Source organism: Flavobacterium taihuense (genome assembly GCF_019351435.1).
GTDB lineage: Bacteria > Bacteroidota > Bacteroidia > Flavobacteriales > Flavobacteriaceae > Flavobacterium > Flavobacterium taihuense.
Genome location: NZ_JAHWYN010000013.1, coordinates 75,472 through 98,875, shown reverse-complemented (window position 1 = coordinate 98,875; position 23,404 = coordinate 75,472). Strand labels below are relative to the sequence as shown.

The window sequence follows — 23,404 nt, the reverse complement described above, 5'->3', positions numbered from 1 at the left end:
TTAATGTTTTTTATTTAATGTCAGTTTATAAATATTTGCTTCTAATATTTCAGTGTCGTTATCCTCACAAAGTAAAAACTCAATTGTATCGGCGGTATTTTGATAAACGGTTAATCCTTCAAATTTATGGGTATCACTGATTTTTTTGGTAAAATTGATTTTCATGGTTTTAGTATCGATACAACCGATAAAACTTCCCAGAATTTCGCCATCATGATATGTAGAATCGGTGTTTTCGGCTGTAGCCAAAAAGTAAATTTTGGTGTCGAGTGCAATGGCATCTGTAAAACTGCTTCGTACCCCTTTTATTTTGGGTAGTTTATAATTGTTTGAAAGCATATTGAACTCGTTTACCAAGTTTTTGCCTTGAATGGTAAAGAGTACATTTTTGACTGATTTTCCGTTGCCACGATTCAATAAATACCATTCTTCTCCAGTGTAGATGGCGCCTTCAATATTAAAATCTTCGGGTTTTATTTCGCCAAAACTTTGCATCACACCATACAAGTCGGTGAGATCATTGGTTGAAATTTCTTTTTCAAGTGTGTTAATTTGAACCATTTTATTTCTTTTTTCGGTAGATCCTGAACCAAAAACATAGAGATTGTCTCCAAAATGGGTTATAGCTTCAAAATCGGGTTTTTCACTTTTTGCTATGTTTTCGGTGGCATTTTCCAGAATTTGATGTTTTTCCAAGTTTTGGGTCGATGTGTTGTATTCGTATAAAAAACCGCTGTTGTCACCAATGATAAAAAGCGTGTTGTCTTTGTAAATGAGTCCAGAAGCAGAACCGATTCCGATGATGTGAAATAGGATTTCGAGTGTAAATTTTTCCATGAAAAGTTATTTTGAAAATAAATGCCCTAGCCCAGATGGAATTGGAAATCCTTTTGAAAAGAACAGCTGTTTTTCTTGTACGAGACGAGCGACCTTCGGAAGCTCCTTCTAGGACTTAGAAAAACAGCAGTTCTTGAAAAAGATTACTTCACTAACTTTTATTTTCATAGGAGTTCAGTGAATTCCATTTGCAACAAACAGCTGGATTAAGCTCCTTCAAAAGTAATCTATTTTGTTGGTAGCGGAAAATTGTAGTTTGCTTTTGATGGAATTTTGGGTTAAATAGAAGCGTCTTAAAAAGTTGTATTATTGTTATTAGCTTTATGTTTATGTGATATTATGGTAATATTTTTATTGTTTAGTAGGTTTTTATTTAAGTTTTATTAATATTAAATTGATTTTTAGTTTAAAATTTGGAAGTTCCTTTGTGTTGAATTTTAAAAACAACCAAATGAAAAAAATTATTCTATCGATGCTTGCAGTTGCATCATTAGTATCATGTAACGATGACAAAAATGCAGATGAGAATCCTATTAGCAGTACTGTTGTACTAGCCAATCAATCTGTAACACCTGTTTTATTGAAAAAGCAAGCTGGTTTTGAGAAGTTAGAATTATTTTCTCTTATTAGTTCTGACGATGTTTTGGCAGGAAGTCCAAGTTATGTTTTTGGAGGTTCAGCAGATGGTTCAGGATTGTTGAAAAATGAAGATGGAACTTTTACATTTTTGGTAAATCAAGAAGATAATTTTTCGGTTTCAAGAATTACATTGGACAAAACATTCAAACCGGTAAAAGGAGAATATTTATTGAATTCAAAAGGAGGAACTTGGAGATTATGTGGTGCTACTATGGCTACACCTGCAGAGCATGGCTTTGGACCAACCTACTTAACATGCGGAGAATCTGGTGAAGAGTCTAGAACTCATGCTTTGAATCCTTATGGAGATGTTGGATCGGCGGGCGTATCTAAAGAGTTACCCGGTTTTGGACGTTTAAGTGCCGAAAATGCATTGCCCTTAAGGAAATCGGCTTTCGCAGGAAAAACTGTTGTCGTTATTGGAGATGATGATTCTGGAACTTATGGAGGTCAGGTTTTTATGTATGTGTCTAATACAGTAGGGGATCTTGCAAACGGTTCTTTGTACATGATGAAAAGAACTGATGGGAATCAAAGAGAAATGGATATGATTACTGGGAAAGATTATCCAGTTTCTTTTGTGAAAATTGAAAATCATACCACTTTGACAGGAGCTCAAATCAATGCTGCTGTAAATACATTGTCGGCCATTAAGTTTGGTAGAGTTGAAGATCTAGATTATAGAAAAGGTGGTGATACTGCAGATCGTGAAATTTATTTTAATGCTACTGGTCAAAATACATCAGGAATAAATACTGATGCTTCCAGAACAAAATATGGAAGAGTTTATAAATTGAATTTGGATGCTACTAATCCATTATCAGGAACTTTGCAGGTGTTGCTTGACGGTGATGATCGTACAGGAATTGCAGGCAAATTTCAAAATCCAGATAATATTTGTGTGACTAAAAACTATGTGTATGTTGAAGAAGATGCCAATGGTTATGGTGACGAAACACACGATGCTTATATTTACCAGTATAATATTGCCACAAAACAATTGAAAGTGGTTGTAGAATTAGATCATCGTCGTACTGCGGTTGATGCAGCTAAGTATAATGTGGTGTCTTCTCGCGTACCAGATCCAAGTGCTAAAGGATGTTGGGAATATGGAGCATTGATCGATGTTTCGGAGCAATTAGGAATTGAGGATACTTTTTTATTAAGTGTACAACCTCATTCTTGGTCAGGTGAAAAATATAAAGGCAAAGATGGAGGAGAAGGTCGTCCTAATGAAGACCAAGCGAGTCAAATTGTTTTAATCAAAGGATTAGCTAGATAATTTTATTTTTTTTTTCAGAAGTCCACGATATCATTTTTTGAAATCGTGGCTTCTGTTTTTTATATTTAAATCATTTTTATGAAAAATATTGTTTTTCTTTTTGCTCTTTTTCTATTGTTTTCTTGTTCCGATTCTAAATCCAAAGCTGAACAAATTAATGATTTGTATGAGTCTGATTTAGTTGTTTTACAAAAAGAAGTTGTTCAATTACAACATTTGGTTCAAATTGATGCAACGCAAAAACAATTGCAGATTCAATTTTTAAAAGCACACCAAAGTTATAAAAGTGTTGAGTCCATCAGCGAATACTACTTTCCAACGGTTTCCAAAGCTATAAATGGTCCCGCTCTTGATGAATTTGAGGTCGATGAAGGAATTACGGTTCCTCCCGCAGGTCTTCAGGTTATTGAGGAATATTTTTTTCCGGTGTATGATAAGGGTACCAAAAAAGATTTATTAAAGGAGATTGGGATTCTCAATGCCAATTTGTATCGTTTGGAAATGATTTCAAAAAACAATGAGTTGACGGATTCTTCTGTATTTGATGCTCTGCGATTAGAAGTTTTCAGAATCATTACTTTAGGAATCACGGGCTTTGATTCTCCAATTGCACAAAATTCTTTGCCCGAAGCAATAACTTCATTGGAAACTATCGAAAAACAGCTCACAGTTTATGAGGAAAATCAAGATAACTCTATGGCTCTGAAAATACTAAAAGAAGGAAAGGAGTATTTGAATAAAAACTTGAAGTTTGATGAATTTGACCGAGCTTATTTTATCAAAAAGTATTTGAGCCCTTTGAGTAAAGCGATTTATAAAATGCAGTCAGATTTGAAAATTCCTTTTTTTAAGGAGAGCCGTGGTTTAAAAGTGACTGCTCAAACTTTATTTGATAAAAATGCTTTTGATGCTGAAGCCTTTTCGGGATTTCCGGATTATAAAACGACAAAAGAAAAAATTGAATTGGGCAAAATGCTGTTTAGTGACCCCATATTGTCGGGCGATAATTCCCGTTCTTGTGCTTCTTGCCATCATGCTGATAAAGGGTTTACCGATGGTTTGGAGAAAGCGGTTTCGCTGGATGGGACAATGATGGTAAAAAGAAATACGCCGACACTCTCCAATATTGCTTTTCAGCGTAGTTTTTTTTATGATTCGAGAGTAAATTATCTCGAAGATCAGGCAATTGCCGTAATTACAAATGAGAATGAAATGCACGGATCCTTGGAGAAATCAGCGTGGAATTTAAAAAAGAGTAGAAAATATGCTGCCAATTTTAAGAAGGCATTTCCAAACAAAGAAATTACTGCTTTTACCATCAAAAATGCATTGGCATCATACATTCGGTCTTTAAGTAATTATGATGCTAGATTTGATGGTTATATGAGGGGGGAAGAAAAACTGAATTTGGATGAAATAGCTGGTTTTAATCTTTTTGCAGGTAAAGCCAAATGTGCAACCTGTCATTTTATCCCTTTGACAAATGGAACTGTTCCCCCTAATTTTGACAGGTCTGAGAGTGAAGTTTTGGGGGTTCCTGGAAAAAACAAAAGGATAGATGAAGACTTGGGTAAATTTGATTTAACAAAAGCTGAGGTGAATCGCTATTCTTTTAAAACACCAACAATTCGAAATATTGCTTTAACCGCTCCTTATATGCACAATGGCGTTTTTAAAACTTTGGAAGAAGTAGTCGATTTCTATGATGGTGGTGGTGGTGAAGGGTTGGGTTTTAATTTACCAAATCAGACGCTGCCAACAGATAAATTGAATTTAACACCATTGGAAAAGAAACAGCTAATTGCTTTTATGAAGACCTTAACAGATAAAAAGCAATACTAAAAGACAAAAAAAAGCCCTGAAATTTCAGGGCTTTTTTTGGAGAGCTTTTTTTAAAGTTTAAAACCATATGCGATGCGTAACGCAATTTGATTGGTATCATAATCAGTGTAGCCTTCATAACGTAAACTTACATCAATATTTTCATGAGCATATCCAATTCCAGGTGACCAGATATAAGTGTTTTGATCATAACCGTTGGTTACTGCAAAACCACCACCTACTTCACCTAAAACATAAAATTGGTCTTCCCAAATGAAAGCTTTGAATCCAATTTTTGCAGGGATAAAACCTAAATCTTTTACATCTTTATCAATGAATAGATTGGTAAAACCTGTTGTAAGTGTTAGAGATGCTTTTGGAGTTAAATCATATTGAAGGCGAATATCACCACCTAATGACCAATCATAAGTGTCATTGTTTGTTGGCATTCCTCCGTTTAGACCAATTCCTAAACGGAATCCTTGATCAAAACTTTTTGTTTCTTGAGCTTGTGAATTGTTTGCAAATAATAGTGTGATTGCGAATACTAATAACACTTTGATCTTTACTGTAGTTTTCATAATTGAAATTTAGGTTTAATTATTTATTTTATTGTCCTGTTTATTTGTTTCAGAACGACAGGGCAAATGTAGTGTCGATACCGGCTGGAATTGTTATAGAATTATGATGCACTATTATAGAATTACTTCATTTACGTAAAAAATATCTAATAAATGGCTGTTATATTTTTAATAGTATTGATGCAATTGAAAGCTTCTATTTATCTTTGCAGACTTAATAAATTAAAATGAAATTTTCGCAATACACCAAAGAATTCTCGTATAATATTAAATTGGCTTATCCAGTAATTTTAGGAATGCTGGGGCATACTTTGATAGGAATTGTAGATAACTATATGGTTGGGAATTTGGGTTCAACCGAGTTGGCGGCTGTTTCATTGGGGAATAGTTTTATCTTTTTGGCTTTGGCGCTTGGGATTGGTTTTTCTACAGCGATTACACCTTTAACTGCCGAAGCAGATGCCGAGAAAAATGATAAAAAGATCAGAACTACGTTTCATCATGGTTTGTTGTTGTGCACCATTCTGGGAGTGTCTTTGTTTATGTTAACAGTACTGTCAAAGCAATTAATGTATTTTATGGATCAGCCTCAAGCAGTTGTTGTACTAGCAGCACCTTATATTGATTGGGTTGCTTTCTCTCTAATTCCTGTGGTAATGTATCAAGGGTACAAGCAATTTGCTGATGGTTTGTCTTTGACCAAATATTCTATGTACTCGATTATTTTGGCGAATGTGGTACACGTTTTTTTTAATTACGTATTGATTTATGGTTTTTGGATTTTTCCAAAATTAGGCGTTATAGGTGCTGCTTTAGGAACTGTGATTTCTAGAATTATGATGGTGGTTTTTATGCATTATCTGATGAAGCACAATGTCATTATGAAACAGTATTTTAAAAATTTCACTTTTAAAGAAATAAAAAAATCAATTGTTAAAAAAATTATAGGGCTTGGTTTTCCTTCGGCTATGCAAATGTTGTTCGAAGTGACTTTGTTTACGGCTGCTATTTGGCTTTCGGGGACATTGGGTAAAAACAGTCAGGCGGCAAATCAAATTGCATTGATATTAGCTTCGTCAACATTTATGGTGGCTATGGGTTTGAGTGTTACGGCTATGATTCGAGTGAGCCATTCTAAAGGGCTAGCAGACTATAAAAACTTAATCATTGTAGCACGATCTATTTTTTTATTGGCTGTGATGATTGAAGCTTTTTTTGCATTTATTTTTGTTGTCTTTCATAACTTCTTACCACATTTGTTTTTGAATATGAGCGACCCTGCGCAAGTTTTGGATAATAAGGAGATTATTTTTATTACATCAAAATTACTGCTGATTGCGGCTATTTTTCAAATTTCAGATGGTATTCAAGTGGTTGTTTTAGGAGCCTTGAGAGGTTTGCAGGACGTGAAAATTCCAATGTATATCACCTTTGTGGCATATTGGGTGATAGGTTTTCCAATTTCCTTTTATTTAGGAAAATATACCGACTTAAAAGCCGTTGGCGTTTGGATAGGTCTTTTGGCTGGATTGACAGCTGCAGCTCTGTTTTTGTATATTCGATTTGTACGATTGACTAAAAAGTTGGTTCTGGAAAATTCAGTAAAAGAAGTGTTTGTAAGAATGTAACTTATAATTGGTTTTAACGTATAATCACTGTACCAATTAAAAACTATAAAATGATACTATTTATTATTCTTGGAATAATTTTACTGATTGTTGGCTTTACATTGAGTCATAATACTAATCCGTTTTCAAAATTTGCCGGTTTATTGAGAGTGCTTGGATTTATTCTGATTGCTTTAGGGGTTTTTTCTTCTATGTTTAAGCAAATTGACGCTGGAAAAGTGGGGGTAAAATCCCTTTATGGAAGTGTCGATTCGGATGTGTTGGAAAGTGGATTACATCTTATAAATCCACTACTTGATGTAACCGAATTTGATGTTCAAACTCAAAATTACACCATGTCTGCGGTTCATGGAGAAGGAGCACAGGAAGGCGATGATGCCATTCGTGTTTTGTCTAATGATGGACTTGAAGTGGTTATTGATTTAACTGTTTTGTATCGCGTGGTTCCTACAGAGGCTCCAATCATTTTTAAGAAAATTGGAGTGGATTATATGGATAAAATTGTTCGCCCTGTAACGCGTACCCGTATTCGTGACAACGCAGTTTATTATGATGCAGTGGCTTTATATTCCACAAAAAGGAATGAATTTCAGCAACGAATTTTTAAGAGTATTGAAGCCGATTTTAAATTAAGAGGTTTGGTTCTGGAACAATTATTAATTCGTAATATCAATCTTCCAACATCTGTAAAAGCTTCGATAGAAAGTAAAATCAATGCCGAACAAGATGCTCAAAAAATGACATTCGTACTTCAAAAAGAAAAACAAGAAGCCGAACGTAAAAGAGTGGAAGCACAAGGTATTGCCGATTATCAAAGGATTATTTCTTTGGGATTAACAGATAAACAACTGCAATACGAACAAATTAAAGCACAAAAAGAATTGGCAGCTTCTCCAAATTCCAAAATTATTTTTATGAATGGAAAAGGAAGTGCACCGGTAATTTTGTCGGACAAATAGAGCTTAAAAAGTTTAATCGGTTAATCGTTTGTTCGTTTAATCGATTAAACACATTACCAAATTAACGATTAAATATACAAACATGGAATTACCAAAATTTTTACTAGGCGACAATACCGATTTTCCAGATGATATCTTCATTATTCACATGGATTACCCTAGATTTATCATCAACCTGAAAGACGATGAGGTAGAATTTATGGAAGAAGCTGAAGACCTTGATGAAGCCGAATTGAACGCCGAAATGGAAGGACTGATTGTTCTTGCCAATGAATTTTATGATAGAGAAATGGAACGTTACGAGAAAGAGTGATTATTTCTTCGTAACGATATAGAATGTTCGGGTCAATCGATCATTGTGTTTTTTTGAATCAGTTGGAACATGATTCAAATCAATATTCGAAACCTTTTTTACATTATAATTCTGGAATTCTTTTTTAGAAGTAATTGTATCTGTTTCCAAAGCCAATAAACCAAATTTGCTCTCTGCGGGTAAGTTTAGTTTGTTGGTTTCTTCATTTAATAAGATAAGAATGCTAAAACCGTAATCCCAAATAATTTCGGGGGTAAATGCGTTTAATTCATAAGTTCGAACACCAAAACTCTTTTCTTTTTCTCTGATGGCTTTTGCACTGGCATAATCAGGATTTTTCAAAATAAGCTTGGTAAAGGGGATTCCGAAAACCACAACCACAACTTGAACCGCAATTACCGCATAGAATACTTTTATAAAGTTTTTGCTTCTAAGGTTTGTAAATAGTATATAACCGATTGTTAACAGAGATACCGTTAATGCAATTAACCAAAATTCAAATCCTGCAATGTCATTTTTCACTCTAATGAAAATTCCAATAGGAATGGCAATACAAATGATTCCGATAAGCCCAAAAGCAAAATAAACAATTCCTTTTTCCTTTTTTAAACTGATGTTTTTGAAATTGTTAATTAAATATTCAATATAAAATCCAGTGTTCAAAGCCATCGGAATTAAAACAGGTAATAAATATCTTGATTTTTTTTCGGGTACTATTGAAAGTAAAACTACGGCTGCTAATGTCCAAATAAGCGTAAATTGATAGGCTTTTAAATTGCTGACTTTGTTTTTTAAATAGGGATAGATTAAGGCAATAAATGCGGGTACAGTCCAAATTCCACTTTGGGTAAAAAAGCTCCAATAGTAATAAAAAGGTCTGGTGTTGTAATTTCCCCATCGGCTGCTTTCTATTTTGGTAACTTTTAAATAAGTTGCAGGGTCTGCCCATTTTACATATAATGGCCATGATAAACCAATAACAATACCTAGTACTAGAATTAGTATAAGGTACAATTTTTTGTTCTTCAATTGGAATTTATAGGTAAATCCGTAAGCAATTAAAAAAGGTAATAGTAAAGCATAAACTGAAATTGGTCCTTTGCTTAAAAAAGAGAACCCAAAAAACAATCCCGCCATAAGAACATTGAAAAGCGGTTTTTTTGTTTCATTCAATACCTCCCATAAAAACAAGATGCAAATCATCATAAAACTATGAGTATACATATCCCATTGGTTGTCTCTTCCTGCAAAATAAATATAAAAAGAAGTGATTAAAATGAGTCCGTTATGGAAGCTTTGCTTCTTTGATAAACCTAATTTTTCAGAAAGTTTAAAAGTACCAAATACAAGCAATAATGTAATTAGTACAACTGGTAAACGCATTCCGTAAAGACTGTCAAAACCAAATATAATGCCAGAAATTGCAGTTAACCATGTAGGCATTGGTGGTTTTTCATAACGAGGCAAATCATTGATAGTGGTCAGTATCCAATGGTTATTGATTGCCATTTCTCTTGCAGTGATGAAATTACGAGCTTCCATGATGTTAACTTCAATAACATCTAGATGAGAAAAAAGCATAAGGCAGGCTACTGTAAAAAGCCAGAAAGTATAATTATGAATTAATTTTGACATCCTTTTTTATGATTATAATATTTCTGGTATAAATGACTAAGCCCAAAGCATGCCCAGCCAATAAAACAGGGTCTTTTCTAATTATGGCGTATATAAATATAATAAGAGATCCGCTCAAACTGATAACCCAAAATCCTAACGGTAATATTGAATCTTTCTTTTTTTCAGAATAGAGCCATTGGTAGACAAAACGCAGTGTAAATAATACTTGCCCAATAATACCTGTCCAGAGTAACCATTTGGGTATTGCTTCGTTTCTTAATAAATTGTCTAAATCATAGATGTTATTATTATAGCCATACAATACGATAAAAGCTGGAAATAAAAGAATGAACCATCGTAGTACAATATGTAATTTTTTCCAATCGTTTTGCAATTGAATGTTTCTAATGTAAATGTAATAGGTAATAGTTTGGCCCAACATAATCGAAAAATCATGTCTGAAATAGCCATAAACAAACAATAAAAAGGAAGCAAATAAACTGATTTCCCAAAACAAAACAGGAGTTAATACCTTTTTGTTTTTTTCAGAAATAATCCATTGCAATATCATTCTGCTTGAAAACAAAATTTGAGCAATAAATCCTATGGAATAAATGATGATGTTGTTCATTATCCTTGTTTTGCTACACTATAATTGATGTATTTTTTCTTCATCCATAAGTAGGCAAAACAATCTTGCAAGGGACCCAATAATCGATTCCAAAGATTGAATTTCGAAACACCAGCTACTCTAGGGAAATGTCTCACAGGTGTTTGTTTTATTTTGCCATTTTGTAATAAAATCATAGCTGGTAAAAATCGATGTAAACCGTTAAACATTGGGATTCTCTTAGCCATATCCGTACGGATTATTTTTAAGGGACAACCTGTGTCGTCCATGCCGTCATGTGTAAAAGCTCTTCGGATACCATTGGCAATGGTTGAGGACATGTTTTTGGTAAAAGAATCTTTTCTGTTGGAGCGTACTCCGGTTACAAGATCATATTCTCCTGTAAATTCCATTAATATATTAAAATCTTCGGGAGCAGTTTGTAAATCCGCATCAATATAACCTACCCAAGGCGTATTGGTATAATCAAAACCTGCTTTAATGGCTGCACTTAAACCAGCGTTTTTTTCAAAAGAAATAAAAGTGAATTCGTCAGTGTCTTTACAGATTTTTTCAATTAATGCTTGGCTGTTGTCTTTGGAACCGTCGTTGACAAATAGGATTTTTGTCTTTTTTTTGGCAATGCTTAAGAACTGTTTCATTTCTTGTTGCACACGATTAAGGTTGTCCTCTTCGTTATAAACGGGTATGATGATTGTTAATTCAAAACTCATATGTTGGTAAAATTTATGCAAAAGTATTTCATTTTGAGAAGAAATAGCTTAAAATCTCCTTAAAAATTATTTCAATAAAGTTAGGAGTTGTGATTTTTTCGAATTAAAAGCGAAACCTCTGACTAGTTTTAAAAATAATTTTCAATTGTAATAAAGTATCCATTTTCCAAAATATTTTTTGTTTCTAAAAGGAGCTATTTCTGTTTTGATATACGTAGGTAAAATTTCTTTTTTTCGAACTAGAAAAACGGTATTTTGAGTTTTGAAATCGGTATTGAATCGAATGATTTCTTTATTCTCTTCAAGGTTGTAATAATTTTTCAAATAGTTTAAATTTTCTTCGAATTGAACTTCTCTTTTACAGGTATAATTTCCATTATTGACGGTTATAATGTTTTTATTAGTGTAAAAAGACATTGATGGGAGTAGGTAGTTATAAATATAAACATTTTTAGATTTTAATGTGTTTACAAAAGAGGCAATTGGTTTTACGGAATTGATAAGTAACTCGTTTGACCTCATTATAAATGTCGAAAACAGTAATAATGTCAATGAGTTTATTAATAATGTATATACATTTTTGTAAAACCAGCTTGTATTTTTTATTCCCAAAATGCTGATTAATAATCCGAACAGTATTATTAAAACATAAGGAAGGTCAAATTCTATTTTACGAATAACTATAGCTGCAAAAGCGACACTAAACAACAAAATGAAATAGCCATTTAGGTAAATTGTGAATTTTTTCCAATAATTTTCACTTAATTGAGTTAGTTGATTTGATGCGAACATTATTAGGAAATTAAGGGAAGGTAAGACATAAAAAATCAGTTTAGTTTTGAATGCTGAAAAAATTAAGATGATTAAGACAAATGATACTAATAAAATTTTTCGTTTTATAGAAGTAATATCAATTTTTTTTAAAGTTAAAAAAAGGTAAATAATCCAAGGAAACAATGATAAAGGTAGAAAAGCGAGATAGTACCAAAATGCTTTTCCTCTATTGAACGCATCATTTGAGACGATTCTTTGGTAAATTTGGTTACTTGTGAAATAGTTTAAAACCAATGGGTTTTTCAAAATTACAGCCAAGTACCACCATCCGCAGCTTATCAAAAATAGAATAACTCCACAAAAATCATAAATAGAAAATTTGATTCTTTTTTTGTTGTAATAAAGCCACGTTAATTGAAACACAAATACAGGAATAAAAACCAAGGGGCCTTTTGTAAAGAAACCTAATGAGAGTGCCAAATAAAATAGAAAAAAATATTTTTTTTCTTCTAAATACCTGAGCCAAAAATAAACGGCCATCAAAACGAATGTATTTAGATAGGCATCGGTAGTTAAATTTCGTGCAGATGCCAAAATCAGGGGTGTTGAAAAGTATAATGCAACGGTCAACAAAGATCCTTTTCTGTCATTAAATAGTAACAAAGACGTTTTGTAGATTAGGATTAATTGCGCCAATAAAGCTATAGATAAAAAGAAGCGAGCTCCAAATTCATTGATTCCAAATAAGGAATACCCTAAAGTTGTTATATAATATGTTAACGGCGGTTTATGATAGTGAGAGATTCCCATTTTTGTGGGATGAATATAGTCACCACTATCAATCATTTCTTTAGCAATTTGTGCATAACGCGCTTCACTGGTTTCGGTCAAACCCCATGAGCCAAGTTGAAATAAGGTAACAGCGAAAATGACAAGAAGGATAAGTGTGACTGGATGTTTTGTAATTAAAACTGAAAATTTTGTATTCATTGAATTAAAATTTATTTCAGTAACATTTAGATTACGAATATAACTTTTTAGTTTGGGTGATATTTTCTTTAATCTAAATGGCCGTTTATTGATGATTTACTAACGTCTATGAGAAATGTTTTTTAATGAAATAGTCGTATTTTCAAATATTTGATAATGACTAAGTTATAAATAATTTTTAATTAATATGGATTGTTTTACAAATAATTTTCATTGTGTACTATTACATTTGTTTATCTTTGTTTCAAGGTCAAATGGCATGTGAATTTGTTATTTTAGAAATGGAATTAGGTAATGTAAATTGCAAATGACCGATGTAAAACAATAAAGATTAACCTATGAAGATATTAGTTACTGGTGCAGCTGGATATATTGCTTCACATGCTGCAGAACGTTTGCAATCCCTCGGTCACGAAGTTGTTGGTTTAGATAATTTTTCGGATTATTATGATATCACTTTAAAAGAGCTGAATGCCAGCGCATTGAATACAAAAGGAATTGTAATCGAAAAAATAGATTTAAGAAATGCTGAGCAACTTCAAACGTTGCCCACCGATTTTAATTATATTTTTCATTTTGCTGCGCAACCGGGTATTTCTGCTACTTCCAGTTTCGAAGATTATTTAGATAACAATGTAATTGGAACAAAAAAATTACTTGATTTTGCTTTAAAAAATGAAAACTTAAATCTTTTTGTAAATATAGCAACTTCATCTATTTATGGTATTCACGCTACTTTTGATGAGACTGTGGCTCCATCGCCAGCCTCTTTTTATGGTGTTACTAAGTTAGCAGCTGAACAATTGGTTTTGGCAAGCAGTAGACTAGGACAATTGAAAGCCTGTTCTTTGCGATTGTATTCCGTTTACGGTCCACGTGAAAGACCTGAGAAGTTATATACCAAATTGATTGCAAATGCTTTCAATAATGTTCCTTTTCCTTTGTTTAAAGGAAGTGAACATCATTTGAGAAGTTTTACTTATGTTCAGGATATTGTTGATGGCGTGGTTAGTGTTATTGGGGCAGAAGATTTGGTCAACAATGAAATTATCAATTTAGGTACCGAAGAAGAGAATACAACCCAACAAGGAATTGAAATTGTAGAGCAAATTTTAAATAAAAAGATTGAGCTGCAAATTGTTGAAGCCAGAACCGGTGACCAATTGAGAACTAAAGCTGTAATTGATAAGGCGAGAAAATTATTGGGATACAATCCGAAAACGAGTTTGTATGAAGGATTGAAAGCGCAAGTGCAATGGTATCAGGATAATTTTTTATAGTATATCATTTTATAATTAAAAAAAACTGCAAAAGTGAATTGGAAGCTTTTGCAGTTTTTTTTGTTTTAAAAAGGTTCTAAATCAGCTTTTTAATAAATGTAATTTATAACGGAACTATTTTTTAAAATAACTATCCAGTAAAGTTTGGGCTGCCGCAAAAGGGGAAATCTCATTATTTTGAACCGCTTTTTTTGTTGATTCTAATAACTGAATAATGTTCGGTTGATTGTAAAAATGAGTTTTCAATTGCTCATCAATGGTTTCTATCATCCAAAATTGATTTTGTTCTTTACGTTTTTCTACGAAATAATGATTTGAATGTACCAGTTCGAGATAATCTAAAATAGTTTGCCAAACGCCATCAATTCCTTCTTGGGTTAAAGCGCTACAGGTTGCGGTAGTTGGAATCCATCCTGATTTTTTAGGAGGAAATAAATGTAAGGCTCTGTTGAATTCTACTTTTGTCAATTGCGCTTTTTTTATGTAATCACCATCCGCTTTATTAATCACAATGGCATCGGCCATTTCCATAATACCTCGTTTTATTCCTTGAAGTTCATCGCCAGCACCTGCAATTTTTAGCAGTAAAAAGAAATCGACCATACTGTGAACTGCTGTTTCACTTTGTCCCACACCTACCGTTTCAATTAGAATGACATCAAAACCGTAAGCTTCACAAAGTGTAATGGTTTCTCTGGTTTTTCGGGCTACACCACCCAAAGTTTCTCCAGATGCAGATGGTCGGATGAATGCATTTTTATCCTTAACTAATTCTTCCATGCGGGTTTTGTCTCCTAGAATACTACCGTGTGAAATGGTACTGCTGGGATCTACTGCAAGTACGGCTACTTTTTTACCTAAACTAGTTAAGTATTTGCCAAAGGCTTCAATAAAAGTACTTTTTCCAACTCCCGGTACACCTGTAATTCCTATTCGAATCGATTGATTGGCGTGCGGTAAACAACCATTGATAACTTCATTCGCTTTTGTTAAATGATTACTGTTTGTACTTTCAATTAATGTAATAGCACGACTTAAGGCCGTTATATTGCCTGCTAAAATGCCGTCAATCAATTCTTGTGACGAAGGTTGTTTTTTTCGGGATTCTTTGATTTGTTGTATAGCGTTGGAACTGATTATTTCGGGTGGCGAAATACCAGCTTTTTCGTTTAAAGCGCTTGGATTATTTTTTTTGGTAGACAAAATAATTATTTTTGAAAGTAAAAGTAATCAAAACAAAAACAGTTTCAAAAGACGAATCATTGAAACTGTTTTTAAATCTTAAACTAATTTGTGCTTATTAATATGCAGCAGTAAAACGAATTTGATGGTATTTTGGATTTTCGGCTTCATCGGCGATGACAACAGCTAAATCCTCAACAGATAAGATGCTTCTTTGATTTTCATCAAAAACAGGATTTTCTAAACCCAATCTGTATTTTCCTGTTCTTCCTATTGTTATTCCTTGATGCATTTCGAATGCCGGACTGAAAAAAGCCCAATCCAACTCTTTTTCCTCTTTAATGATGTTTAAATAATCTCTGGCAGCAGTTGCTCCAGCATGATATTCTTTTGGGAAATCAGGAGTATCAACAGCTTGTATATTTGGTGCAACAAATAAACTTCCTGCGCCACCAATAGTGATGAATCGTTTTACGCCAGATTTTTTTACAGCTTCTTGAATCGATTGGGACCCATTAATGAAATCATCATAAATGTTTGGGTTAGTCCAACCTGGATTGTATGCATTTATGATAACATCATTTTCTTTTAAAATTTTGGCTAAAGCATCTGTGTCAAAAATATCTGCTGCAACCCAATTTGCATTCGAATCATTTTTTGGATTACGGGCTATTGCTGTAATTTCATGATTTCTGTTTGATAATTCTTTAAAAATGTTGGAACCTACAAATCCAGTAGCTCCGATGAGTGCGATTTTCATAATAGTTGTATTTAAAAGTAATAAAAAAAGTTACAGTTTTATTTAAAAAAATAGATTAGAATTTATTGGAAAAATCTTCCAATGTAATGTCATTCAATTGCAAACTGATTGTCTTATTGATGTCTTCATATAAATTTTCTAAATTTTTATTAATTTGTTTACCAACAGGGCAATCGGGATTGGGCTCGTTCTTTGAAAAACCTAATGTTACGGTGTCAAAAGTCATTTTAAAAATGGCGTCCAAAGTGATTTTTGATGCCGATTTTAATAGTCGTGTCCCACCGTTTTTCCCCTCTTTGCTTTCTACAATATGATTTTTTTTAAGATTTGCTATTTCTTTTCTGACCAAAACAGGGTGCAAGTTCATACTGCCCGCTATAAAGTCTGAGGATAAATAGTCATCAGGAAATTTAGAAAGCAATGTTAGGATATGGATTGTAATAGCAAATTTTCCTGAAATCATACTGTAATAAAATATATTGCAAATGTATAAATTATTTTTGAATCATTACTTTTTTGGTTGAATATTTATTGTTACTCATTGTGGGTTTATTATGGGTATTGGTTTTGCTTTAAGTGTTTTTAGTGTTATTTTTGTCTTCTATTTTATACGATGAACAACTTTATACTCATTTTTGTTTTCTTATTTATTGGGATTATTTTTCAAAAGATAAAGCAAATTCCTAAAAACACTCACAAGTTTTTAAATTGGATTGTTATCTATATTTGTCTTCCTGCTTTGTCATTATATTATATTCCAAAGATTAAATGGTATAATCAGTTGCTGTATCCTATTGCGGTAGCATGGATCGGGTTTGTAGTTTCGTATTTTTTCTTTAGTTTTTTAGGAAACAGATTGGGTTGGTCTAGAAAATTGACGGGTTGTTTGATTATTTGTGCTGGACTTAGTAATACTTCCTTTCTAGGTTTTCCAATAATTGAAGCTTTGTATGGCGAAGAAGGTTTGCAAACGGCCATTATTGTTGACCAACCAGGATCTTTTGTAGTGCTTTCTACACTTGGAATTCTGGTAGCTACAGTTTATTCCAAAGGAAATTTGAGTGGATTTCAAATTGCTAAAAAGATTGCTTTTTTTCCCCCATTTGTTACTTTTTGTATGGCTTGCTTGATGAATTTATTTCAGTTCGATTTTTATAATTGGGTGCAATTACTTTTTAAAACCATTGGGAGTGGAGTAACTCCTTTGGCCTTACTTTCGGTGGGATTTCAATTGCGTTTTGAAAAGCGAAGTATGCATTGGGATTTTTTGGGGTTGGGATTGTTTTACAAATTAATTTTGACTCCTGCCATTATTTATTTTTTATATGTGATAGTGTTGCATCAACATTCCAAAGATATTCAAGTGGCAATATTAGAATCGGCGATGGCACCTATGATTACGGGTTGTATATTAGCTTCTACTTATGGGCTGAAACCAAGATTGAGTAGTATGATGATTGGTTTTGGAATTCCTATTTCATTTCTTACTTTGTTGTTTTGGTACTTTGTTGTCCGTTTAATTTGAAAATATTTTTGTAACGTATTGATTGTGAGTAATTAGATTCATAGCTATTTATCGTATTTGTTGTTTTTTTTATTTAATTTTAAGGGAACTAAAAAAATAATAATTATGTCAACATTACGATTAGGAGATATTGCTCCAGATTTTAAAGCAGAAACATCAATGGGAACTATACAATTTCATGAATGGTTGGGCGATTCTTGGGGTGTATTGTTTTCGCATCCAGCTGATTTTACGCCAGTTTGTACTACTGAATTAGGTACAGTAGCGAATTATTATCCTGAATTTGTTAAGAGAAATACAAAAGTGATAGCCTTAAGTGTTGATGGGTTAGAATCTCATAAGGAATGGATAAAAGATATTAACGAAACTCAAAACACAACCGTTAATTTCCCAATTATTGCTGATGAAAATAAAGAAGTGGCTATGCTTTTTGATATGATTCATCCCAATGCTAGTGATAAATTTACGGTACGTTCGGTTTTTGTGATTGGAGCTGACAAAAAGATTAAATTAACGCTGACTTATCCTGCTTCGACAGGAAGAAATTTTGATGAACTATTGAGGGTTATTGATAGTCTACAATTGACAGCCAATTATTGCGTTGCTACTCCGGCTAACTGGAAAAATGGGGAAGATGTCGTTATATCTACAGCTATTGCAGATATTGATATTGCTGGTAAATTTCCAAAAGGATATACTCGTATTAAACCCTATTTGCGAATGACACCTCAGCCTAATTTATAGGTTTTTAGTTTTCAGTCACAGTTTGCTCTGAAAACTGTGACTGAAAACTAATTTTTTTACACCAAATTATTGATTTTAGCATACTGAAGCAGCATAATAGTTTTGGCATCTTTTATTTCGCCGGATTCTATCATAACATAGGCTTGGTCAAAAGGAATTTCAAGCACCTCAATTTCTTCATGTTCGTGTTCTAAACCACCACCAGAACTTACTTTCATACTTGAATCGTATTCGCCTACAAAGTAATATAGAATTTCGGTTACTGCCCCTGGAGACATATAAGCTTCGAAAACTTTTTTCACAGAATGTAATCGGTAACCTGTTTCTTCTTCGGTTTCACGAATGATGCAAGCTTCTGGATTGTCTTCATCCAATAATCCTGCACATACTTCGATTAATAAGCCACTTTTGTTTCCATTTAAATAGCTAGGCAATCGAAACTGACGGGTTAAAATAACAGTTCCTTTAGATTTGTTATATAATAAAATAGCGGCTCCGTTACCCCTGTCATAGACTTCGCGTACTTGTGTGTCCCAAGAATTATCTTTTTTTTGGTACTCTACCGTAACTCTATTTAGGATATACCAGTTATCTGAGAGTAATTCTGTTTTTTGTATTTTGTATTTAGGATTGGTCATGAGTTTTGATTTTAAGTTCTAAAAAAAACGTCCCGATGTATCGGGACGTTTTTTTATTATTTAAGAATTGTTTGTTTTCTGTCTGGTCCAACAGAAACAATTTTTATTGGAACTTCAACTTCCTTTTCTATAAATTCGATGTACTCTTTTAATTCAATAGGCAATTGATCGTAAGTGGTCATACCCGTTAAATCTTGATGCCATCCTTTGAATTCTTTGAATATTGGAGTTACATTTTCCGGTTCGATGTTGTAAGGAAAATGCGAAATTGTTTTTCCTTTGTAGTTGTAGTCAGTACAAACTTTCAATGTTTCAAATCCAGAAAGAACATCGCCTTTCATCATCATTAATTGTGTTACTCCGTTGATTTGAACAGCATATTTTAAAGCTACTAAGTCTAACCATCCACAACGTCTTTGTCTTCCGGTAACGGATCCAAATTCGTTTCCTACACTGGCCATTGTAGCACCATCTTCATCAAAAAGTTCAGTAGGGAAAGGTCCGCTTCCTACACGAGTTACGTAAGCTTTGAAAATTCCGTACACTTCTTTGATTTTGTTTGGAGCAATTCCCAAACCTGTACAAGCTCCAGCTGCAGTAGTATTAGATGAAGTTACAAATGGATAGGTTCCAAAGTCAACGTCTAATAATGAACCTTGAGCACCTTCACAAAGAATAGATTTTCCTGCTCTTTGGGCTTGGTTTAAGTATTCTTCACTGTCAATAAAGTCTAATGATTTTAATACTTCGATAGATTCGAAAAATTCTTTTTCCATTTCAGCTAAATTGTACTGAATGTTAACATCGTAGAACTTAATCATTTCTTCGTGTTTGTCAGCCAATGCTCTGTAACGCTCTTCGAAATCTTCTAATTCAGTATCTCCAACACGAAGACCGTTTCTACCGGTTTTATCCATGTAAGTTGGTCCAATTCCTTTCAGTGTGGAACCAATTTTTGCTTTTCCTTTTGAAGCTTCAGAAGCAGCATCCAGTAAGCGGTGTGTTGGTAAAATTAAATGTGCTTTTCTGGAAATGATTAATTTACTTTTGATGTCCAAATTAAATTTGGCAAGACCTTCAATTTCTTTTTGAAAAACTACTGGGTCAATTACCACTCCGTTTCCTATAATGTTAATGGCTGTTTTATGGAAAATTCCAGAAGGAATAGTTCTAAGAACGTGTTTTATTCCATCAAATTCTAAAGTGTGTCCTGCGTTTGGACCTCCTTGAAAACGAGCGATTATATCATAATTTGATGTAAGAACGTCAACAATTTTTCCTTTTCCTTCATCTCCCCATTGTAATCCTAATAATAAATCTACAGTCATTCTATGTTTTATTTGTAGTTAATTTTCTATTGTATTTTCTGCGTTTGTTTTTTTCTTGTTTCCGTATAAGTATAGGGAATGATTGGTGATCTCGATATCAAAAATTTCTTCAATTGTTTTTTTGATAGTTTGAATTCGTGGGTCACAAAATTCAATTACTTCACCAGTATCGGTCATAATAATATGATCGTGTTGTTTATCGAAATAGGATTTCTCGTAGTGTGCTTGATTCTGTCCGAATTGATGTTTGCGAACCAAGGCGCAGTCCAGTAATAATTCGATGGTATTATAAAGGGTGGCTCTACTGACACGGTAGTTTTTGTTTTTCATTTTGAGATATAGGTTTTCTATATCAAAATGTTCTTCACTTTCGTATATTTCTTGAAGGATAGCATAACGTTCTGGGGTTTTGCGATGTCCTTTGTTTTCGAGATACATTGTAAAAACATTTTTTACAATCTCTTGATTTTTGTTGTTATCGGTGGAAATGAGTGTCATATCTTGCAAAGATAAATTTTTATTTTAAAAGTATAAAAATTTAGAGTTTTAATTGTGAATCCAGCCTTTTATTTTTTTACGGTTTAATGACGGATAGTATGTGGTTTTTTATAAAAACTAAGTTGCTTGGATTAACGCGTGAGGGATAGGAGCTGACTACCAAAGTAGTGCGGATAGCCCGACCCAGTTGAGTAAAGGGGCTTTGTAAGCATTGCTATGGGTAAGCCCCTTTGCTCAATTGGGTCACGCCCAAATGATTTTTGAAACTATTTGTTTTTGTATTTTGGTTGTGATTATCACAATTTTTAGTGCTAAAGTTTATTTTGTATTTTATTAGTTTTTGTATACTCGTGTTACTTTGTCGATTCCGTCTATTTTTTTGATGTTGTCCATTAATTTTTTCAGAATGGTGATGTTGGGTACAATTACGGATACTTGTCCTTTGAAAATACCCGCTTCCCCGTTGAGAGAAATACTTTGAATGTTGACATTCATGTTATTTGAAATCACTTTTGTCAATTCGTTAGTCAATCCCAAAGTGTCCATTCCCATAATGTTGATGGTGGCTTTGAAGTCCTGTTGGGTAGAGTCGATCCATTTGGCCTGCATGATTCGGTACGCATAATTGGACTGTAGTGCAATGGCATTTGGGCAATCTTTTTTATGAATTTTGATGCCTTCATTTATAGTGACAAAACCAAAAACTTCGTCTCCTGGAATTGGGTTGCAACATGTGGATAATTTGTAATCGAGTTTGTCTTGCGATTTTCCAAAAACCAACATGTCATAATTACTGCTGATGACTTGTTTGTGTATGTCAATATCGGCAGTACTGTTGCTGCGTTTGATTTTGTTTTTGAAAAAGTTGATCAAAGTATTGCTTTTTTGAGCAGCATAATCCTTTAATTGTTGGTTGTCAATCGAACCAACGCCCACTCTGTAAAATAAATCCAGACTGGTTTTTAGTTTGAAAAAGTTGACCAACTCATTGATGGTTTGCTCATTTAAGCTTACTTTGAGGTGTTTTAGTTTACGGGTAAGAAGTTCTTTTCCGTCTTCGGCGATTTTCTTGGTGTTTTCGTTGAGGACGTTTCTAATTTTATTTTTTGCTCTTGAAGTGGTCACAAAATCCAGCCAGTTGATGGTTGGTTTCTGATTAGGAGAGGTGATGATTTCGACTTGATCTCCACTTTTTAACTCGTAATTCAAAGGAACTAATTTCCCATTGACTCTGGTTCCTCTGGTTTTTATTCCAATTTCGGAGTGAATGCTAAAAGCAAAATCCAGTGAGGTGGCGCCTTTGGGAAGGGATTTGATTTCACCTTTTGGGGTAAAAATATAAATCTCTTTGGAATACAAGTTCATTTTGAAATCTTCGACAAAATCGACTGCACTGGTTTCCGAGTTTTCAAGGGCTTCTTTCAAAAGATTTAACCAAACATCGAGACCGTTTTCTTCGGTGGCTCCGTTTTTGTATTTGTAATGTGCTGCATATCCTTTTTCGGCAATTTCATCCATGCGCTCGCTTCGTACTTGCACTTCTACCCAACGGCCTTTTGGTCCCATTACGGTGATGTGTAAAGCCTCGTAACCAGTTGATTTTGGTGAAGAAATCCAGTCACGCAAACGACTTGGGCTGGGTCTGTAATGGTCGGTTACGATAGAATATATTTTCCAAGCGAGAAATTTTTCATCGTGCGGATTGGATTTATAGACTATTCGCAGGGCAAATTTGTCGTAGACTTCGTCAAAAGTCACATTTTGTGCCAACATTTTTCGGTTGATGGAATAAATGGATTTAGGGCGGCCTTTGATAATGTAATCTATGTTTTCTTCATCTAATGCTTTTTGGAGTACTTCGGAAATATCTTTGATATACAAATCTTGTTCTTCCTTGGTTTCTCTTATTTTGCTAACGATGTTATTGTATCTTTCAGGTTCAGTGTACTTTAATCCTAAATCCTCTAGCTTGTTTTTTATTTTATAAAGTCCTAATCGATGCGCTAATGGAGCATAAATGTATAAAGTTTCAGATGCCAGTTTGACCTGTTTGTGGTCCTCCATGGAGTCCATAGTCAGCATATTGTGCAATCTATCAGCTATTTTAATGAGGATTACCCGAACATCGTCATTGAGAGTTAAAAGCATTCTGCGGAAATTCTCAGCCTGCATCGATACATTAAGGTCTTTTTGTACCAATGATATTTTGGTTAATCCTTCAACCAATTGGGCGATTTTGGGATTAAACATTTTTTCAATGTCTTTGACGGTGATTGGAGTATCCTCAACAACATCATGCATTAAGGCTGCGGCGATAGAAGTTGCTCCCAAACCAATATCGGAAGCTACAATTTTGGCAACGGCAATAGGATGGAAAATATAGGCTTCTCCGGACTTGCGACGTTGGTCTTTATGGGCATCAACGGCCACGTCAAATGCCTTGCGTATCAGTTTTTTATCCTCCGTAGTTAAAGTTTGATAACTGATACGTAATAACTCTTTGTATTCTTGAGCAATTGCTTTGTTTTCTTTTTCTATATCGATTTCTATCATAACGGCATGGTTCAATTCTTAAAAATAAGAAATTTTTAGTAGATGTGCAAGGGTTTTAGATGGCAGATTTTAGATTTAAGAAGACAGAATTCAGGTTGCAGAATTCGGGTG

Annotated in this window: 21 protein-coding genes; 8 read left to right on the top strand and 13 right to left on the bottom strand. The window is 33.6% G+C overall.

Annotation, left to right across the window (positions count from 1 at the left end; all coding sequences use genetic code 11):
• Nucleotides 1-837: a DUF6929 family protein gene (locus tag KZH69_RS14465; protein WP_219318190.1), complete on the bottom strand. Its 837-nt coding sequence runs from the start codon at nt 835-837 to the stop codon at nt 1-3.
• 451 nt (nt 838-1,288) lie between these two features.
• Here KZH69_RS14465 and KZH69_RS14460 point away from each other — a divergent pair, with 451 nt between their 5' ends.
• Nucleotides 1,289-2,758, top strand: coding sequence for a PhoX family protein (locus KZH69_RS14460; protein WP_219318189.1), 1,470 nt, complete (start codon nt 1,289-1,291; stop codon nt 2,756-2,758).
• A gap of 78 nt (nt 2,759-2,836) precedes the next feature.
• Nucleotides 2,837-4,600 carry a cytochrome-c peroxidase gene (locus tag KZH69_RS14455; RefSeq protein WP_219318188.1) on the top strand — a complete coding sequence of 588 codons (1,764 nt, stop codon included), beginning with the start codon at nt 2,837-2,839 and terminating at the stop codon, nt 4,598-4,600.
• 50 nt (nt 4,601-4,650) lie between these two features.
• Here KZH69_RS14455 and KZH69_RS14450 read toward each other — a convergent pair whose 3' ends face one another.
• Nucleotides 4,651-5,160 carry a hypothetical protein gene (locus KZH69_RS14450; RefSeq protein ID WP_219318187.1) on the bottom strand — a complete coding sequence of 170 codons (510 nt, stop codon included), beginning with the start codon at nt 5,158-5,160 and terminating at the stop codon, nt 4,651-4,653.
• A gap of 227 nt (nt 5,161-5,387) precedes the next feature.
• On the opposite strand from KZH69_RS14450, the gene KZH69_RS14445 reads away from it, so the two are divergent.
• From KZH69_RS14445 to KZH69_RS14435, 3 genes are all read left to right on the top strand, one after another.
• Nucleotides 5,388-6,788 (top strand): MATE family efflux transporter, encoded by a 1,401-nt coding sequence (locus KZH69_RS14445; protein WP_219318186.1) that lies wholly within the window; start codon nt 5,388-5,390, stop codon nt 6,786-6,788.
• 50 nt (nt 6,789-6,838) lie between these two features.
• Nucleotides 6,839-7,747, top strand: a complete 909-nt coding sequence (locus KZH69_RS14440) for a prohibitin family protein (RefSeq protein ID WP_219318185.1) — start codon at nt 6,839-6,841, stop codon at nt 7,745-7,747.
• An 82-nt stretch (nt 7,748-7,829) separates the two neighbouring features.
• Complete coding sequence (locus tag KZH69_RS14435) at nt 7,830-8,060, top strand: DUF8828 family protein (protein ID WP_077375204.1); 231 nt, start codon at nt 7,830-7,832, stop codon at nt 8,058-8,060.
• Here KZH69_RS14435 and KZH69_RS14430 read toward each other — a convergent pair whose 3' ends face one another.
• The 4 genes from KZH69_RS14430 to KZH69_RS14415 form a co-directional block, all read right to left on the bottom strand.
• Entirely contained in the window at nt 8,061-9,695 is a 1,635-nt protein-coding gene (locus KZH69_RS14430; protein WP_255558093.1) for an ArnT family glycosyltransferase, read from the bottom strand. It lies immediately after the preceding gene.
• Nucleotides 9,676-10,308, bottom strand: coding sequence for a lipid-A-disaccharide synthase N-terminal domain-containing protein (locus KZH69_RS14425; RefSeq protein ID WP_219318184.1), 633 nt, complete (start codon nt 10,306-10,308; stop codon nt 9,676-9,678). The genes KZH69_RS14430 and KZH69_RS14425 overlap by 20 nt, the downstream gene beginning before the upstream one ends.
• The gene (locus KZH69_RS14420; protein WP_219318183.1) at nt 10,308-11,021 is read right to left on the bottom strand and encodes a glycosyltransferase; all 714 of its coding nucleotides are present in this window, start codon (nt 11,019-11,021) and stop codon (nt 10,308-10,310) included. The genes KZH69_RS14425 and KZH69_RS14420 overlap by 1 nt, the downstream gene beginning before the upstream one ends.
• Before the next feature lie 141 nt (nt 11,022-11,162).
• The gene (locus tag KZH69_RS14415; protein WP_219318182.1) at nt 11,163-12,785 is read right to left on the bottom strand and encodes an ArnT family glycosyltransferase; all 1,623 of its coding nucleotides are present in this window, start codon (nt 12,783-12,785) and stop codon (nt 11,163-11,165) included.
• Between the two features lie 338 nt (nt 12,786-13,123).
• Between KZH69_RS14415 and KZH69_RS14410 the strand changes: the two genes are divergently transcribed.
• Nucleotides 13,124-14,065 (top strand): NAD-dependent epimerase/dehydratase family protein, encoded by a 942-nt coding sequence (locus tag KZH69_RS14410; RefSeq protein WP_219318181.1) that lies wholly within the window; start codon nt 13,124-13,126, stop codon nt 14,063-14,065.
• A gap of 114 nt (nt 14,066-14,179) precedes the next feature.
• On the opposite strand, the gene meaB is transcribed toward KZH69_RS14410, so the two are convergent.
• The 3 genes from meaB to KZH69_RS14395 all read right to left on the bottom strand — a co-directional run bounded on the left by meaB (nt 14,180) and on the right by KZH69_RS14395 (nt 16,470).
• Nucleotides 14,180-15,268 (bottom strand): methylmalonyl Co-A mutase-associated GTPase MeaB, encoded by a 1,089-nt coding sequence (gene meaB, locus KZH69_RS14405; protein WP_219318180.1) that lies wholly within the window; start codon nt 15,266-15,268, stop codon nt 14,180-14,182.
• A 97-nt stretch (nt 15,269-15,365) separates the two neighbouring features.
• Complete coding sequence (locus KZH69_RS14400; RefSeq protein ID WP_219318179.1) at nt 15,366-16,007, bottom strand: NAD(P)-dependent oxidoreductase; 642 nt, start codon at nt 16,005-16,007, stop codon at nt 15,366-15,368.
• A gap of 55 nt (nt 16,008-16,062) precedes the next feature.
• Nucleotides 16,063-16,470, bottom strand: coding sequence for an RrF2 family transcriptional regulator (locus tag KZH69_RS14395; RefSeq protein WP_219318178.1), 408 nt, complete (start codon nt 16,468-16,470; stop codon nt 16,063-16,065).
• Nucleotides 16,471-16,620: 150 nt separating this feature from the next.
• Here KZH69_RS14395 and KZH69_RS14390 point away from each other — a divergent pair, with 150 nt between their 5' ends.
• Together KZH69_RS14390 and KZH69_RS14385 are read left to right on the top strand one after the other, a co-directional pair.
• A complete protein-coding gene (locus KZH69_RS14390) occupies nt 16,621-17,532 on the top strand; it encodes an AEC family transporter (RefSeq protein WP_219318177.1) in 912 nt (303 codons plus the stop codon).
• A gap of 105 nt (nt 17,533-17,637) precedes the next feature.
• Nucleotides 17,638-18,276 (top strand): peroxiredoxin, encoded by a 639-nt coding sequence (locus tag KZH69_RS14385; protein ID WP_219318176.1) that lies wholly within the window; start codon nt 17,638-17,640, stop codon nt 18,274-18,276.
• Nucleotides 18,277-18,332: 56 nt separating this feature from the next.
• On the opposite strand, the gene nudK is transcribed toward KZH69_RS14385, so the two are convergent.
• The 4 genes from nudK to KZH69_RS14365 form a co-directional block, all read right to left on the bottom strand.
• Nucleotides 18,333-18,914: a GDP-mannose pyrophosphatase NudK gene (nudK, locus tag KZH69_RS14380; protein ID WP_219318175.1), complete on the bottom strand. Its 582-nt coding sequence runs from the start codon at nt 18,912-18,914 to the stop codon at nt 18,333-18,335.
• Between the two features lie 56 nt (nt 18,915-18,970).
• The gene (locus tag KZH69_RS14375) at nt 18,971-20,242 is read right to left on the bottom strand and encodes an adenylosuccinate synthase (protein WP_219318174.1); all 1,272 of its coding nucleotides are present in this window, start codon (nt 20,240-20,242) and stop codon (nt 18,971-18,973) included.
• Nucleotides 20,243-20,260: 18 nt separating this feature from the next.
• Entirely contained in the window at nt 20,261-20,740 is a 480-nt protein-coding gene (locus KZH69_RS14370) for a Fur family transcriptional regulator (protein ID WP_219318173.1), read from the bottom strand.
• Nucleotides 20,741-21,073: 333 nt separating this feature from the next.
• On the bottom strand, nt 21,074-23,293 hold the full coding sequence (locus tag KZH69_RS14365) for a RelA/SpoT family protein (RefSeq protein ID WP_219318172.1): 2,220 nt from the start codon (nt 23,291-23,293) through the stop codon (nt 21,074-21,076).
• Nucleotides 23,294-23,404 lie beyond the last annotated feature (111 nt).